The sequence below is a fragment of the Paenalicyclobacillus ferrooxydans genome, from assembly GCF_001399675.1.
Lineage (GTDB): Bacteria > Bacillota > Bacilli > Alicyclobacillales > Alicyclobacillaceae > Alicyclobacillus_B > Alicyclobacillus_B ferrooxydans.
In genome coordinates, this window is the sequence record NZ_LJCO01000020.1 from 16,885 (window position 1) to 31,647 (window position 14,763).

At 53.9% G+C, this 14,763-nt stretch carries 13 protein-coding genes; 2 read left to right on the forward strand and 11 right to left on the reverse strand.

Annotation, left to right across the window (positions count from 1 at the left end; all coding sequences use genetic code 11):
• The first annotated feature begins 31 nt into the window (after window positions 1-31).
• Complete coding sequence (locus AN477_RS05030; RefSeq protein ID WP_054968082.1) at window positions 32-934, forward strand: ATP-dependent DNA ligase; 903 nt, start codon at window positions 32-34, stop codon at window positions 932-934.
• An 80-nt stretch (window positions 935-1,014) separates the two neighbouring features.
• On the opposite strand, the gene ku is transcribed toward AN477_RS05030, so the two are convergent.
• The 10 genes from ku to AN477_RS05080 form a co-directional block, all read right to left on the reverse strand.
• Entirely contained in the window at window positions 1,015-1,854 is an 840-nt protein-coding gene (gene ku, locus AN477_RS05035; protein ID WP_245631726.1) for a non-homologous end joining protein Ku, read from the reverse strand.
• An 83-nt stretch (window positions 1,855-1,937) separates the two neighbouring features.
• Window positions 1,938-4,775, reverse strand: coding sequence for a helicase C-terminal domain-containing protein (locus tag AN477_RS05040; RefSeq protein ID WP_054968084.1), 2,838 nt, complete (start codon window positions 4,773-4,775; stop codon window positions 1,938-1,940).
• A 71-nt stretch (window positions 4,776-4,846) separates the two neighbouring features.
• Window positions 4,847-6,385 (reverse strand): tetratricopeptide repeat protein, encoded by a 1,539-nt coding sequence (locus AN477_RS05045; protein WP_169787843.1) that lies wholly within the window; start codon window positions 6,383-6,385, stop codon window positions 4,847-4,849.
• A 102-nt stretch (window positions 6,386-6,487) separates the two neighbouring features.
• Window positions 6,488-7,477 carry a biotin--[acetyl-CoA-carboxylase] ligase gene (locus AN477_RS05050; RefSeq protein ID WP_083485980.1) on the reverse strand — a complete coding sequence of 330 codons (990 nt, stop codon included), beginning with the start codon at window positions 7,475-7,477 and terminating at the stop codon, window positions 6,488-6,490.
• On the reverse strand, window positions 7,467-8,795 hold the full coding sequence (locus tag AN477_RS05055) for a CCA tRNA nucleotidyltransferase (protein WP_054968086.1): 1,329 nt from the start codon (window positions 8,793-8,795) through the stop codon (window positions 7,467-7,469). The genes AN477_RS05050 and AN477_RS05055 overlap by 11 nt, the downstream gene beginning before the upstream one ends.
• Window positions 8,785-9,921, reverse strand: a complete 1,137-nt coding sequence (bshA, locus tag AN477_RS05060) for an N-acetyl-alpha-D-glucosaminyl L-malate synthase BshA (RefSeq protein ID WP_054968087.1) — start codon at window positions 9,919-9,921, stop codon at window positions 8,785-8,787. The genes AN477_RS05055 and bshA overlap by 11 nt, the downstream gene beginning before the upstream one ends.
• A complete protein-coding gene (gene mgsA, locus AN477_RS05065) occupies window positions 9,918-10,349 on the reverse strand; it encodes a methylglyoxal synthase (protein WP_054968088.1) in 432 nt (143 codons plus the stop codon). The genes bshA and mgsA overlap by 4 nt, the downstream gene beginning before the upstream one ends.
• A 32-nt stretch (window positions 10,350-10,381) precedes the next feature.
• On the reverse strand, window positions 10,382-11,206 hold the full coding sequence (dapB, locus tag AN477_RS05070) for a 4-hydroxy-tetrahydrodipicolinate reductase (protein ID WP_083485985.1): 825 nt from the start codon (window positions 11,204-11,206) through the stop codon (window positions 10,382-10,384).
• A 73-nt stretch (window positions 11,207-11,279) separates the two neighbouring features.
• A complete protein-coding gene (locus AN477_RS05075; protein WP_054968090.1) occupies window positions 11,280-11,669 on the reverse strand; it encodes a tetratricopeptide repeat protein in 390 nt (129 codons plus the stop codon).
• A 136-nt stretch (window positions 11,670-11,805) separates the two neighbouring features.
• Window positions 11,806-12,117, reverse strand: coding sequence for a nucleotide pyrophosphohydrolase (locus AN477_RS05080; protein ID WP_054968125.1), 312 nt, complete (start codon window positions 12,115-12,117; stop codon window positions 11,806-11,808).
• A gap of 195 nt (window positions 12,118-12,312) precedes the next feature.
• Between AN477_RS05080 and ylbJ the strand changes: the two genes are divergently transcribed.
• Window positions 12,313-13,566 (forward strand): sporulation integral membrane protein YlbJ, encoded by a 1,254-nt coding sequence (gene ylbJ, locus AN477_RS05085; protein WP_083485982.1) that lies wholly within the window; start codon window positions 12,313-12,315, stop codon window positions 13,564-13,566.
• Window positions 13,567-13,812: 246 nt separating this feature from the next.
• Here ylbJ and AN477_RS05090 read toward each other — a convergent pair whose 3' ends face one another.
• Window positions 13,813-14,619: an undecaprenyl-diphosphate phosphatase gene (locus AN477_RS05090; RefSeq protein WP_054968091.1), complete on the reverse strand. Its 807-nt coding sequence runs from the start codon at window positions 14,617-14,619 to the stop codon at window positions 13,813-13,815.
• Window positions 14,620-14,763: the final 144 nt, after the last annotated feature.

A 14,763-nucleotide genomic window follows, 5' to 3' on the forward strand; every position in this document is an offset into this window, starting at 1 on the left:
TAGGGTAGACATTTGCAAGGGAGGACATGCGATGATGCGCGAATTATTGGCGCCGATGGAGCCTGCACTGGTATCTGAGCCATTTGATGATCCGGAGTTCCTATATCAAGTGAAGTGGGACGGTGTGCGCATACTGGCGGTTCAATCGCCAGAAGGGGTCGTCCTCTGGAATCGGAAACTGCGTCTGAGGACTCGGTTATATCCAGAAGTGTGCGCTGAGATCGCCCTTCTGAACTTGCCTGTGGGGACCGTGCTCGACGGTGAAATGGTGAGCTTTGGGAGCCATGGTCGTCCTGAGTTTCGACGCGTTCTCCGCCGTGACCTCGCCTCTGCCCCAAATCCCGCTGTTGAAGTGTGCTTTGTCATCTTTGATTATCTTCACCTGCCGGACCCTGACAAGAAACCACCAGCCGTCTTTCGAATTCCGCTGCAAGAGAGGCTGGCAACTCTGCGGGAAGAGGTTTCGACGAGCGCGCATGTACAGGTGACTGAGGATTACGAGTCCGGAACCGCACTGCTTTCCCGGATGCAGCAGCTCGAGCTTGAGGGCATCGTAGCGAAACGAAAGGACGGGTTCTATTACCCCGGACAAAAACACACCTCCTGGCAAAAAGTCAAATGCTGGCGTTACGTTGAAGCAAGTGCTGCAGCTATCAAAGTCAAAGACGGCCGTCCAGCCTCCCTGGTTCTCACCGAAATTGTTTCAACATCAGAACCACAAAGTGTCGCACCGACGGTAATTGGGCGCGTCGCAAGCGGACTCTCACAGGCGAGTTGGCCGGACATTTTGGCCTATGTTGACAGTGCAGCGGCAGATCACAACAATGAGTTGGTCCCACTCCGGCCAGGAATTCAGGTTACCGTGCGCTTCCTCGAGTGGACGCATCAAGGACAGCTCCGAGCACCAGTGATTGAGTCCCTGGATTTTAAATAATTTCAGCCATATGGCTCATTACAGTATTGCTCACTACAGAGACGAAAACAGGCGAAGACCCCGCGGTCGTCGCGGGGTCTTTAAGAGGTTTTCTTTGCAGTAGAACGTCGTGTTGTTGGCGCTCGCTTCGCTCGTTTTGGCTTGTCTGCCGCAGACGGTGTAGTCTGTCGGATGCTTTCTTGAAGTGCCGCCATGAGGTCGACAATGTTGCCGGCCGGTTTGGCAGCAGCAGGTGCAGTCGTGATTTCGTCATGTTCAATCTTCTGTTGAATCGCCGCAAGCGTTTCCTCGCGGTGCGTATCGGTGTATTTTTCGGCGTCAAACGTCGTATGCAGTTGGTTGATCAAAGTCATGGCCATGTCGAGTTCCTTTTCACTTGGCTCGGACGCAGCATGGATGTTCGGCAGCTCCGCCGTCGCTCTCACTTCGTCCGGCCAAAACAAGGTTTCGAGGATAATGGCACCTTTTCCAACCCGAACGCAGGCGAGTACCTCCTTGGTGCGAATCACAGTCTTCGCTACAGCTACTTTGCCTGTCTTGTCCATCGCTTCCTGGAGCAGTCGATAGGCTTTTACCCCAGATGTTTCTGGGGCCAGGTAGTAAGTCTTGTCGTAGTATATCGGGTCGACCTCAGCGAGTTCGACAAACTCCAGGATATCGATGGTTTGAGCACGTTGTTTCTGGAGTTCTTTCATCTCTTCATCTGAAAACACCACGAAGCGGTCTGGTTCATATTCGTACCCTCGCACGATGTCTTCCCACCCAACTGTCACATCGCAATGCGGACATGTTCGGGTGTACTTGATAGGTGTTTGGCAAGCCTTGTGCAGGTATTTAAAAGAAACGTCTTTATTCTCAGTCGCCGCAAACATCTTGACAGGCACGTTTACAAGTCCAAAGCTGAGAGACCCCTTCCACATCGTTTGCAAGTACGTCACCTCCTCCGGACATACCGTCATCTGGTACGCCGGCTTTGGCATTAGTCTTGCACCTGGGTGAAAGTTCATGCCAAGAAGCTTTTGACGGTACGCAACACGTCAAGTTCGCTACCCACAAAGGTTCGCAGGTTCGGAACTGATTGAATGAATTGCTGGCCGTAGCGGGCTGTCACGACACGTTTGTCAAATACGACGACCACCCCTTTGTCGTCTACGGTTCGAATCAGTCGGCCGAATCCCTGACGAAAGCGCACAACGGCCTCGGGCAGGCTGTTATGCCAAAAGGCGCTCTTTCCCTGGGCTTCGAGCCGCTCGTTGCGGGCTTCTGTTACCGGGTGTGTCGGAGGTGAAAAGGGCAATCGAACGATGCACAGGGTTGTCAATTGGTCTCCCGGCAGGTCGATCCCTTCCCAGAACGACTGTGCGCCAAGTAAGACGGACCGCGGTTCCTCCTGAAACAGCCGCAACAACTGCGTCCGGTTTCCGTCCATGCCTTGTGCGAGCAAGCGAAGGCCCCGGTCGGCAAGCGGCCGGCGAAGGTACTCCGCCGTAGCACGCAACATCGCGTGGCTCGTAAACAGCGTCAACAGCCGGCCTTGAGAAATCCGTGCCAGTTGATAAATAGAATCGCTCAGCCAAACGGAGGCATCTTCGGCGCTCATTTTAGAGAGGTCTGGGACGTCTGTTGGAACACACAAGAGCGCTTGGCGCGAGTAATCGAATGGAGATGGTACAGTCAGACTGGTAACTTCAAACGTAGGCTCGCTTTGCTTGGATATCGCAGTGAGCCCGAGTTTTTGCTTCAGGAAGGAAAAGTCCCCTGCGACTGAAAGCGTCGCAGAAGTCAGGACAACAGAGTCTTTTGCCTCGAATAACCTCTCACGCAAAATTTTAGAAACGTCAATCGGTGCACGGTGATAGACGATTTGCCGGCGGTCGTGGTTTCCGGATACCTCAACCCACTCAACCCAGTCTGCGGATGCGCTCCCGGCACTAGCCAACAGTTGGGCCTGACCGACCAACTCAGAGAGGAACCCGACGGCGTCAAACAGACGGCCGCTTAAGTCCTCATCCGCTTCTGATTCAGCAGTTTCACTCAGCTGGCCGGCAAGGTCTTCCACAACGGCTGTACGTTCGAGCAGGACCTCTCCGTTCTTCGCAATTCCTGAGAAAGCAGGAGACTGTGTCGTTTTGTCTGTAATTCGAAAGTCACTCTGACCTTGTGCGACAAGCATGGCGAGCCCCGCAAAGGTATGCTCGATGAGCGTTCTGAGTCCAAGCACTTCGTCTGAGAGCTGTTCAAGGGTCGGCAGCGCCTTAACGCTGGCAGCGTCACTGCCCGCAAGCCGTGACATCAAGTCTGCCAGAACGCCGTGTTTGCCATTATCACGCGTCAGACGTGACGTGAGTGACAGACACTGAAACCGCTGCACTTCCGTACCAAGATGACGCGTAGCCTCTTGTTCAATGTGATGTGCTTCGTCAAAGATCAATCGGTTGTAGTGCGGCAGAACCCTGTGGTTGGCTTTCAGGTCCGTGAAGATGAGTGAATGGTTCGTCACAACGACATCCGCTTCCTGTGCTCGTGCACGGGCCCGAAAATAGTAGCACGGTTTGAAGAAAGGGCAGCGCTTGTTAATGCAGGTTTCAGTCTCACTCTGGATGCGTGGCCAAACCGATGACAATGCAGGCTTGCCGGCCAATTCTTCCCGGTTTCCTTCCGGAGTTTGTGTTAACCAGACTAAGAGCTGCATGTAGGTCACTACCTCTTCTGGTGGTGTGACGAGTGTCACGGACCTTAATTCCTGGTGCAGCTTACGCATACAAAGATAGTGCGTCCGTCCTTTGAACACGGAGAGTGAGACTGGCGTGCCCAGAGACCGCTGTAAGAGTGGAAAGTCACGGTGACTGACTTGGTCCTGAAGCGCGATGGTATGCGTTGAAACAATGACCTTGTCTTGATTTCCTTTTGCGTGTAAGGCTGCCGGAATCAGGTAAGCTAACGACTTCCCTGTCCCGGTACCAGCCTCCACGAGGAGATGGTGCCCGTCAGTCAGAGCGTCTGCCACAGCATCAAGCATCTGCAACTGACCGGGGCGCACCTGAAAGCCTGGCAACACGTGCGCGAACGGGCTGTCAGCTCCCAGCAGGGCGGTTGTGTTCGCTTCCAATTCGCTGTGCGTGTCTTTTGCCGCCCCAGTAGATGCCACAACCTCGTCTTCTGCCTTCAGCGCATTCTTTTCTTTTGACGCGGGTTTCGAAAAGGCAAGCTGATCGATAACGTCACAGCCATCCGGAACCATTTGAAGAGACGTCAACATTTTATATTCGGCTGACTCGTCAAACCACGTACCCATCGCGTGGTTAAACAAATGAGCGAGACTCGCCAGGTGCTGCAGGGTCACGTATGGAAGTGCTGATGTATGTGAAAACAACGTGTTGAGCCAGTCAGTCAGGTCTGTGATTGTGGTTGCTGCAGATGGACCGCTCGCACCCGCTGACGAGCCATCCTCGTCTGCTGACGTCACGTCGACGAGCGAAACAGGCGTATCACTTACGTTCAGGATGTCGGTAAGCTGCGAAAGTTCGAGTGCCGTTTCTGCGAGAGGCAAGTGGTAGCCGAGAGCCTCGCAGACGTCATTGACGACGTCGACGTCCGTTGCTCCCGCTTCAGCCACGAGGGTGCAGCTATCCGCGAGTTCAAGCAACGGCAATATGAGCGCAGTCAGTTCGTCCGTCGATTTTTGATAGAGGTTTGTCAGCTCGATGGTGGTGCCGAGAATGCCGCGCTGCCATCGAGCAGCTTTGATGCTGTCAATCTCGGTCAGAGTTGAAGGACGCTGACTCCCCTCTGGGAGTTCTTTTTGTCCTGTGTAGGTAACGTTCATCAAGAAGAAGGGCACGTGCCAAGGCCTCCTGAAACGGACACAGTGTCTGCGCCGATAGTAAGCCTATTCTACCAGAAACAAATAGCCTAGCGGTCACGCCCGGCGTCTGTCAGTTCGGAAAAGCTTGTTACTGCAGTGAGATTTTGTGCCTGTATTCGTCGCTTTTGCGCCTCTTCGGTACGGCCGAGTTGCAAGGCGTTGTCCGCTAAAGCGCCGAGAATAGCGGCGTTCGGGGAGCCGAGGATATGGGCTGCATGCAGGTATTTATCAGCCTCTTCAAACTGTTCAAGTGCCTGCAAAGACATGGCGTACTGATAGAGCGCAAGACGTCGCACTGGCGCACGCGTGTCGCGAACCGCTCGCAAAAACCGCTTTTGCGCCTCTAAATGTTGGTGCCGAGCGGCACTCACTGCACCGAGGGCAAGCCATAAAATGGACTTATCCCGAGAATGCGGCAGAGCGCACCAAAGAATGGGTTCTGCCATGTCTGGATTACCTGCCAGCAGGTGGGCTACTCCGAGTTGCAACAGTACGGTTGGCTCGTTTTTGTGTAAGGAGAGGAAGCGCTTTAACCGACCGATGGCAGCGTCGCTGTCACCGGCTTTTAATTGCAGCCACACGGCCCACGAGAGGACGCGTTGGTCGTGAAGGTCTTCATCAGACAGCCTCAGGGCAACCTCAAGGCTTGCCTCGTGTTCGCCCAACTGATACAGAAGTCGAGACTGTTGAAGCCGCAGTCCTGGATGACTCGGATTCTGATCGAGGGCAAAGCGGCAAGTTTGATACGCCGCTTCTGGACATTGACTGTACTGCTGGACAGATGACAGGAGGAGGCAGGCCTCAATATCTCTCGGGTCAGTCACAAGGATCTGCGAGAACGCCTGCTCTGCGGCTTTGTAATTGCCAAGCCTTGCCTGACACAACCCAAGGTTGAACCATGCGTCCAAGTACTCGGGCATGCGCTCCGTGATGACCTGATAAGACCGGCAGGCTTGCCCTAGATCACCATGTTGGAGTAAGAGTTGTGCGTCGACTTCAAGTGCAGCCGTGACGAGTGACTCATCCTCTGTGCCCTCAAACACCTTTTCGAGATGGCCCCGTGCTGTGACTGCCTGTCCTTCAACAGCCAGAACGGCGCCAAGGTAGAGATGCACAATCACAGAGTCAACACTTTTCAGTGCTTCCTCGAGCGCCTTTCTTGCCGGTTCAAACATCAATAAGTCGTAATAGGCGAGACCACGGCGAAATTGTGTTGTGGCCTCTTCCGGCCACGAGAACACAGCTTGGGCGAGGTCAAATTCGGAGGTGTCCTGCTCGTCTGCAATTGGATCGTACTCGAGCGACAGAGATTCCGCGTTCTGTGCGCGTCCCCACATTGGTTCTATTGAACTCTCTGGCTTGAACGGTGCAGGGTCTTCGACTGGTACTTGCAACTCGAACGTCTCGGTCAATTCAATGATCTGTTCTTCGAGTTCCATCCAATAGTCGATGTACTGTTCACTGAGTTGACGCAGACTTCGGAGTTCCTGGGCAAGATACGGACGCAACTCTGGAGAGGCGTTCTCCAATTGGACACGTACCCTGTCTACAGCTCGAAAAAGTTGTGCAAAAGCTGGTTCAAACACGCCCATCCCCCCATTTCTCCTTATGATGAGCCAGGAGTGACACCTTTTATGCGGGGGAGCCGGATAAGAGACTGAAATCGGACAGACGGTTCGAGACGAGCTTTAGAATAGCACTTCGCCGCTGTGAACAGCGATATCCTCGCCGTTCTGAGTTCGAATCATGAGGGTCCCATCTTTGTCGAGCTGTACGGCGCGACCTTCAATGACATCACGGTTCGTTTGCACGCGTACTTGTCTGCCGAGTGTATGGCTGTGAGCACACCACTCTTCATGGACCCTCTCAAAGGCTGGCTCTCCTCGAAACAGGAAGTCTAACATTTCTCCGTACAGAGCGAGGAATCGGCCGACGAGTTGCGTCCGATCGATCCTCTGACCTGACTCGGCCAATAATGACGTTGCAACCTGCGAGACCTCTGCTGGGAATGCCTCGATTGGGATATTACAGTTGATGCCGATTCCAACGACAGCTTGGTGCACCTGTTCCCCATCGCTGCGGATCTCGGCAAGAATACCGCCGACCTTACGGTCATTTACGAACAGGTCGTTGGGCCATTTGATTTGGACGTCGAGCTTTGTGAGTTGTGAGATGACCCTTTGTAAGGCAACGCTCGCAAGGAGGGTCAGTTCGAAGGCTCTCGATAGAGCAAAAGGACGGCGTAAGATGAGGGAGAACCAAGCTCCACCAGGGTGTGAGAACCAAACGCGCCCGCGCCTGCCCCGACCGCTCGTCTGCTCTTGGGCTGTAACTAGTGTTCCGTGAGGGGCTCCCTGGCTCGCTAATTCCGATGCCAGGCGGTTGGTGGAGTCTACTTCAGGAGAAAAGACCACGGGGTGTCCAAGTCCGGTATGCTGAAACACATCGGGTAACAGGGGCTCCATCAGCACGTCCGGGGCGTGCGTCAGGCGATGGCCCACTTTCGGTGCGGAGTCAAACGTAAAGCCGATTTCCTCGAGCTGATGTATGTGTTTCCAGATGGCTGTCCGCGTAACCCCTGTTTGTTCACTTAACTTGGTTCCTGAAATCGGTTCACCGCCTGCCTGCAGGAACTGATAAAGAATCTGATCGCGGAGCGTCTGTGTATCAGTTTTCATTGTCAATAATCCTCTCGGTTTTGAGTGCAATTGGAATCAGCTCATCTTTATTGTTGGTGGATTTGCCGCTCAGCACTGCATGAACCAACGTGCGTATGGCCGCCCCGACTTCAGAGCCCCGTAAACCGAGGGCCGTTAAGTCTCGTCCATCAACGGCCAAATCCTTTGCTCGTCGCAACGGCGTCCTTGTCAGGGCAGTTTGAAAGAGACTCTGGCAGGAGAGTCGGGTGTTCTCGGCGTTGAGAAAGTCGCACAACGCACAGGCTGTCCGAATCGCCAGCATGTCCTGTTCGTAAATCGCATAAAACCACCGCTCCATCGACCAAGTCCACGGGCGGCTTCGTACTATGGCTGCCGTTGATACGCTTCCCTTGAGCAGAGACTTATTCCACGCCAAGCTACGTAAAACTGTGCGTACGTCGGTATGATCCGGGATATAAGACACCCAAAGTGCCGTCGCTGCCAACCAGGGATCCAAAGTGTCCGATCCGCAAGCTCTGGGACCAAAGTGCGTTTGCCACCGTTTCCATCCGAGCTCGGGAAACAATCTGACCAGCCGAGACAGTTTTTGCAGGGCTCGCTTGACCGGTGTCAAGTCTGTTCGCATCGATTCCAGGTATGGACCGTCTGCCAAGTTCTCGAGGACCAAAAACCAATTCTTTTCGGCGATCCGTTTCAACTCCTGCCCCACCCGTTCCATCGAAACAGCGCGAAGAAGTCCTGCCTGTTCGAGCATGGCACCGTGTGTCTCATCATCCAGGGTGAAGCCAAGCTGCGCACTGAACCGTAAGGCACGTACAATGCGCAGTCCATCTTCTGCGAAGCGAAGCCGTGGTTGACCGACTGCACGCAGATTTCGGCGCGTTAAGTCGAACCTGCCGCCCATCGGATCGACAACTCGCCCCAAGCGGTCCATTGCCACCGCGTTGACGGTGAAGTCCCTGCGCTCGAGGTCTTCGTAGAGCGAATCGGCGTACATCACGCAATCAGGATGTCGTCCATCGGAGTATGCAGCCTCGGTTCGATAGGTCGTCACCTCAACTGGTTGATGCTCGAGGAGAACAGTCACCGTCCCATGAGCGAGACCAGATGGCACCGAATGGGGAAACAGGCGAATGACCTGTTCTGGACGCGCATTTGTCGCAACGTCGTAATCGTGAACGGGCGTGCCAAGCAAGGCGTCGCGCACACACCCGCCGACAAGAAACGCTTCGAACCCATGTTCTTCGAGTGTCGACAAGACGTGATGAACGTAGGTCGGCAGATCAGCGGTGAGAGCTGGGTTTGCCGCCGCAAAGCTGTACTTCTCAGAGTGCAACCGCTTCACTCTCCACCAGTCGTTGATAGAGCCGCTCGTACTCCGCAACCTGAACGTCCAAGGAGAACTCGTTTTCCGCACGCATTCTGCCTGCTTCTGAAAACGACTGATACAGTCCATCATCTGTCAGAAGCCGGATGGCGTACTCAGACATTGAGGTAATGTCACCGACTTCTGCCAAGAACCCGGTCTTGCCGTGCAACACGACCTCAGGAATACCGCCTGCAACGGTGCCCACTACGGGTACGCCTGCGGCCATCGCCTCCAGCGCAACGAGGCCAAAACTCTCTTTTTCCGAAGGGAGCAGAAAGAGGTCTGCAGCCGCAAACAGTTCTGCAACCTCGTCCTGCTTGCCAAGGAACTCCACTTTCTCAGTGAGACCAAGTTGGCGGACAAGATTCCGTGCTTCGTTTAATTCCGGCCCCTCCCCGACCAAGGCCAATCGTGAAGGAACTACAGCTTGCACGTTTGCAAAGATTCGGATGACGTCAGGAACCCGTTTCACCTTTCGGAAATTCGACGTGTGTAAGAGCACTTTTTCCCCAGGCTTTGCGAGACACCGTTTCACTTCCTGGACTGCTTTAGGCCGAAATACGTCCGGATCGACAAAGTTGTAGATGCATTCGATCTGCTTCTCAACATGGAACAGTTCATGAGTTTGTCTGCTCAGACTCTGACTGACTGCTGTGACAGCATCGCTCTTTGTGATTCCGAGCCGAATTACATCGACGAGGGTGTCCTCCTGGGCCAGAACAGTGATATCTGTCCCGTGCAGTGTCGTGACCACTTTTACCCGATGGTCGTTGACCATCTCCTTCGCCAGGAAGGCACAGACCGCAAACGGGAGTGCGTAGTGCACATGGAGAATGTCAAGGTCATAACGTTCCACCGTCTTTGCCATCAAGGCTGCCAAAGACAAGTCGTAGGGAGGCGTACGAAGAACCGGATACGTCGTGGTATCGAGTTCATGAACGTAGATGTTCGGATGGAACCCTCCAAGGCGGAAAGGTACGTCTGTGACGATGAAATGTACCTCGTGTCCGCGGTGGGCCAGTGCTTTCCCGAGTTCGGTCGCGACTGCTCCTGAGCCTCCGATGGTTGGATAGCAGCTGATACCGATTCTCACAACGACGTCCCTTCTTCCTTTTGTCCACTGTCTGGGTGAACGACACTGCGCCAGTTCAGATCTCCGTTATCCATGGCTCGGATGATGGCTTCAGCTGTCGCGAGGTTGGTTGCGACTGGGACATTGTGCACGTCGCACAGCCGCAACAATGCGTTGATGTCCGGGTCGTGAGGTTGGGCGGTCAACGGATCGCGCAGGAAAATCACGAGATCCATTTTGTCCTCGGCAATACGGGCACCAATCTGCTGGTCTCCGCCGAGCGGACCTGATTGTACACGCTCCACTTTAAGGCCGGTAGCGGAGATGATGCGAGAACCCGTCGTCCCCGTAGCGTAGAGTGTATGCTGCTTAAAGATGGCTTGGTAAGCCACCACAAAATTCACGAGCGCGTCTTTCTTGTTGTCATGGGCAATCAGCGCGATGTGCATTCGATTATCCTCCCTTATCCTGCACCTTTATCCTACCAGAGCAGGTTCTCTAAGCCGTATACGAGGCCCTTGATTTCCATCACGCGCTGGCAGGCGATTTGCAGTCCCTGCATGAAGCTTGTTCGCGAGACAGAATCGTGTCGAATTGTCAATGTTTCTCCGCTGCCGCCAAAAATCACCTCTTGATGAGCAACGAGGCCTGGCAAACGAATGCTATGTATCGGAACTCCGCTCAGTTGGTAGCCGCGCGCTCCATCCTCTTCATGGGCTTGTCCCGTGGCAAAAGATGCGAGTTGTTGCCGTGAACCAAGTTCTGCCGCTGCTTCGACACGTTCCTGCATGATAGCCGCAGCTGTTCGCTTTGCTGTTCCGGACGGAGCGTCTTTCTTTCCATCGTGATGAAGTTCAATAATCTCCACACTGTCAAAGAGTCGAGCCGCTTCTTTCGCGAATCGAATCATGAGCAGAGCCCCAAGAGCAAAGTTTGGTGCGGCAATCGCGCCGATTTCCTGTGTTCTGCACGCCTCATCCCAGCGCTTGAGATCGTCTTCTCCATAACCCGTCGCACCAATGACAGGGCGCACGCCAAACGTGATACACGCGTCAACGTGTCTCTGAACACTTTCTGCATCGGTAAAGTCAATCCAGATGTCAGGATGGACTTCGGTCAGCAACTGGTCACTGTTCGTAAAGATAGGACAACCTGCAGACAACAGCAGAGCGTCGGCTTGTCCATTCTCGCGGACGAGCAAACCAACGACTTCAAATTGATCGTTTCCGGTGAACGTCGTTACTGCTTCGCGGCCCATTTTGCCAGCTGCACCGGCAATGGCCACGCGGATTTTAGATGAATTCATCAACAAGCGGTCCTCCGTTTCTACAGCAGACGATTTTTCAATACGACAGGGTTGCGTCCGCAGACGCAACGGATTAACCGCTCTGCTCGAGTGCCTGCTGCAACTCGTATGCCCGTTCACAGAGCGGATCAGCAGTCAAAGCATCCTCAAGCAATTGCTTGCTCTCCAAAATGAGTCCTTCACCGAGTGCCTTCTCTGCTTTTAGCACGAGGACTTCTGCCCTCACTGCACCGAGATGAGCAACGTACAGCGAATTATCAGGGGCAAGCTCTGCAGCTTTCGCTGCAGCTTCTTCAGCATAAGCGATTTCTCCGTTGCGCAAAGCGGTCACGGACGCATGAAAATACGTTTCAGGATTGTCTGGGTCCTCCGCAATCGCCTGTTCAAACGCACGACGTGCTGCGTCAAAGTCACGGATGTACAGGTAGGCGTAGGCGGTTTTTAACCAGCGTTCTCTCGGCATCGGCGATTTCCCCCTTAGTGCATGCTATGGGGATGGAGTCCAGATGGTTTGTACCAGAGCCTATTGGTGTCAGCCTATACAGCAGAGACCGCATACATTGTGACAGAGTAAACAAGCAATTCCCCTTACGCGAGACTCAAAGCGGCGGCTCTTTCCTCGTCCAGCGGTTGGCATCGCGGGTTTCGAATTTTCGCATGACGGCCAGGAAGGAGTCTTCCAGATCGATGTCGAGGCGATTGGCAAGACAGGTAATGACGAACATGAGATCGCCCAGTTCCAGTGCAATACTCCCCTCTGCTTCGGTTGCCTTTTTCGGCTTTTCCCCGTAGTGATGGTTCACTTCCCGTGCAAGTTCACCGAGTTCTTCCGTAAGCCGCACAACAAGCGTCATCGGCGTAAAGTACCCTTCCTGAAACTGAGAGATATATTCGTCCACGCGTTGTTGCATAAGGGGAATGGTCAAGGACAAGGAATGCCCCTCCTTACAAAGCACGATTTGGCCTCTTATTACTCTCTAAGGTAGATCAAGCAACGATTGGTTGCAAACATAAACGCGAGGCTCGTACATAGGATGTATGGACGGAATCGGACAACTTTTCTGAGTTTGCCCAACAGGACTAAGTGTGAAGGGGTGGAAGTTTCGGTGACGCAGCAGCGTAAAAGTAAATGGTCAACATTTCTGCTCGGCTTAATGGTCGTGGTCTTTACGATTGCTCTGGTGGTCTACCCGCAACAAGGGTTTAAGGCCGGTATAGAGGGATTAAAAGTGTTTTGGGACATCGTATTTCCGTCTCTTCTGCCATTTTTCATTTTGGCAGAGTTGATGCTCGGTTTAGGTGTGGTGCGGGGACTCGGCGTCCTGCTCGAACCCTTGATGCGTCCGCTCTTTGGCGTACCTGGCATCGGAGCATTCGCTCTCTCGATGGGACTCGCTGCAGGTTATCCAATGGACGCGGTCATCACCTCGCGATTTCGGGAGCAGGGTCTCTGTTCAAGAGTAGAAGGAGAGCGTTTGCTGGCATTCACGAATACGGCCGATCCGTTGTTTATGATTGGCGCAGTAGCGGTTGGCATGTTTAAGTCTCCTGCCGTCGGCGGCCTGATTGCCATTGCGCATTACATCTCTGCATTTCTTGTCGGCGTCTCGTTTAAGTTCTGGGGACGGAAGAACGGTCAGATTACCCCGTCGAATCTCAGTGAGACCCGCGGCAACATCCTGGTTCGGGCTGTCCGCGAAATCGTCAAAGCAAGAAACGAAGATGGACGTCCGTTTGGAACGCTGTTGCGCGAAGCGGTCACGGAATCGATGATGACGCTTTTGATGATCTGCGGATTCATCGTGTTCTTTGCCGTATTGATTCAGATTCTCGACATCTCAGGGATTATGAAAGTCCTTGGGTACCCGCTGTTAGTTGTGTACAAAGTCTTTGGGATCCACACAGGTTTGGTCAACCCCACTCTCGCGGGTGTGCTTGAGCTGGACATTGGCACAGCGCAGGTTGCTGCTATCCATGCTGCCCCGATGATTCAAAAGCTCGCTTTGGTCAGCGCCATCATTGCCTGGAGCGGTCTGGCAGTCCATGCACAGGTTGCCGCAGTTATCACCAGCACCGACATTCGCATGGCTCCCTATTTCCTTGCTCGGTTCTTGCACGCTGCGCTAGCTGCTGCCATTACGGTCTTTCTATACATGCTTGGCGTAGGACGCGTTGCAGCAAAGGCCATGGCGGCTGTGCCAGCATTCAAGAGCTTCCAGGAGGCCGCAAGCGGCGCGCCGTGGTGGCATGTCATGTGGAGTGGATTTTCGACCTGGTTTTGGGTTCTCGGCGCACTCCTTGTCATCGGTATTGTAGTCGGGGTACTCCGTCAGACCCGAGTGATTGCTTGGCGCGTCTGAGGTACCCTTTTCCCAAGGTGCCTATTCACTGAGGTTGCTTCTCATCAACATGCCTTCTGATTGGAATGCCTTTAAGTGCCTGCTTATTCAGGGTAGCTGCCTAAAATGGAAATTGACTTGACGTTAGACAGCGGGATTGCATCCGAGCATGGACTGCTTGGAGCAATCCTGTTTTGCTGCTTCGGTCACGTAGAGTCTGAGAATGGTCTCCAGACAGGGGAAACCCCCCGGTCTGTCGACGGGGGGTTACCAAAGGGGCGGAAACCAGTGATGGTAGAACAGCTGGTCGAAAAAGACGAATAACGCAAGAGCCCATACGTAGATCGCAAAGTATCGCATTTTTGCTCGTTTAATGAGCCACAAGGTCCATTTCACGGCAATATATCCTGCGACTAGTGCAGCAAGCGTTCCGACAATGGCAGTGGTTGCAGTGAGACCGCCCAGCGCCTGACGCGGAGCCTCAAACACGTCATCCAACTGAACCAGCGTTGCGCCGATAATCGCCGGGATCGACAGCAGAAACGAAAAGCGGCCTGCAGTGTCCCGGTCGAGTCCTCGCCAGAGGCCTGCGGCAATCGTCAAGCCCGATCTCGACAGGGCTGGGATGATGGCTGCGCCTTGCAGAGTGCCAATCCAGAGCGCGTCCGTCGGTTTCACGTCTTCGAGTTCTTTGTGCCCTGTCGTGATGGTGTCAATCCACCAAAGGACAACCCCAGTGATGACGAACTCAAAGCCGACCGTAACTGGGTTTTGAAACAGGTGTTCAAAGAACTCTTCGAACACAGCCCCAACAATCGCCGTTGGAATGAGCGCAACGAGAATCATACGACCGGTCCATGAAAACGGATTTCGCAAGAGCGTCATCACGTCGTCTTTCATTGCAAACAGTACAGCGGCAAGCGTACCAACGTGCAAGAGAGTGACAAATAAGAGTCCGCTTCCCTGGATGTGCCAGATCCGCTCAAGCAGAACTAGATGGCCTGAGCTGCTGATAGGCAAAAACTCGGTGATGCCCTGAACAATACCGAGCACCAACGCCTGTAATGTAGTCATTACAACCTCCTCTCTGCCCCGCCCCTGTGCGGTGTCACCCGTCCGTTGTCACAAAGGACAAGGACAGGCTTTCTGTGTATATATACGGGCCTTTCGCACCAAACATGTCCACCTCAGAGGAAGACTTGTTTCATGATTTGATGG

Coding starts and splice junctions, on each gene's coding strand:
- AN477_RS05030 (WP_054968082.1), top strand. CDS start 32: ATGATGCGCGAATTATTGGCGCCGATGGAGCCTGCACTGGTATCTGAG.
- ku (WP_245631726.1), bottom strand. CDS start 1,854: ATGTGGAAGGGGTCTCTCAGCTTTGGACTTGTAAACGTGCCTGTCAAG.
- AN477_RS05050 (WP_083485980.1), bottom strand. CDS start 7,477: ATGAAAACTGATACACAGACGCTCCGCGATCAGATTCTTTATCAGTTC.
- mgsA (WP_054968088.1), bottom strand. CDS start 10,349: ATGCACATCGCGCTGATTGCCCATGACAACAAGAAAGACGCGCTCGTG.
- dapB (WP_083485985.1), bottom strand. CDS start 11,206: ATGAATTCATCTAAAATCCGCGTGGCCATTGCCGGTGCAGCTGGCAAA.
- AN477_RS05075 (WP_054968090.1), bottom strand. CDS start 11,669: ATGCCGAGAGAACGCTGGTTAAAAACCGCCTACGCCTACCTGTACATC.
- AN477_RS05080 (WP_054968125.1), bottom strand. CDS start 12,117: ATGCAACAACGCGTGGACGAATATATCTCTCAGTTTCAGGAAGGGTAC.
- AN477_RS05090 (WP_054968091.1), bottom strand. CDS start 14,619: ATGACTACATTACAGGCGTTGGTGCTCGGTATTGTTCAGGGCATCACC.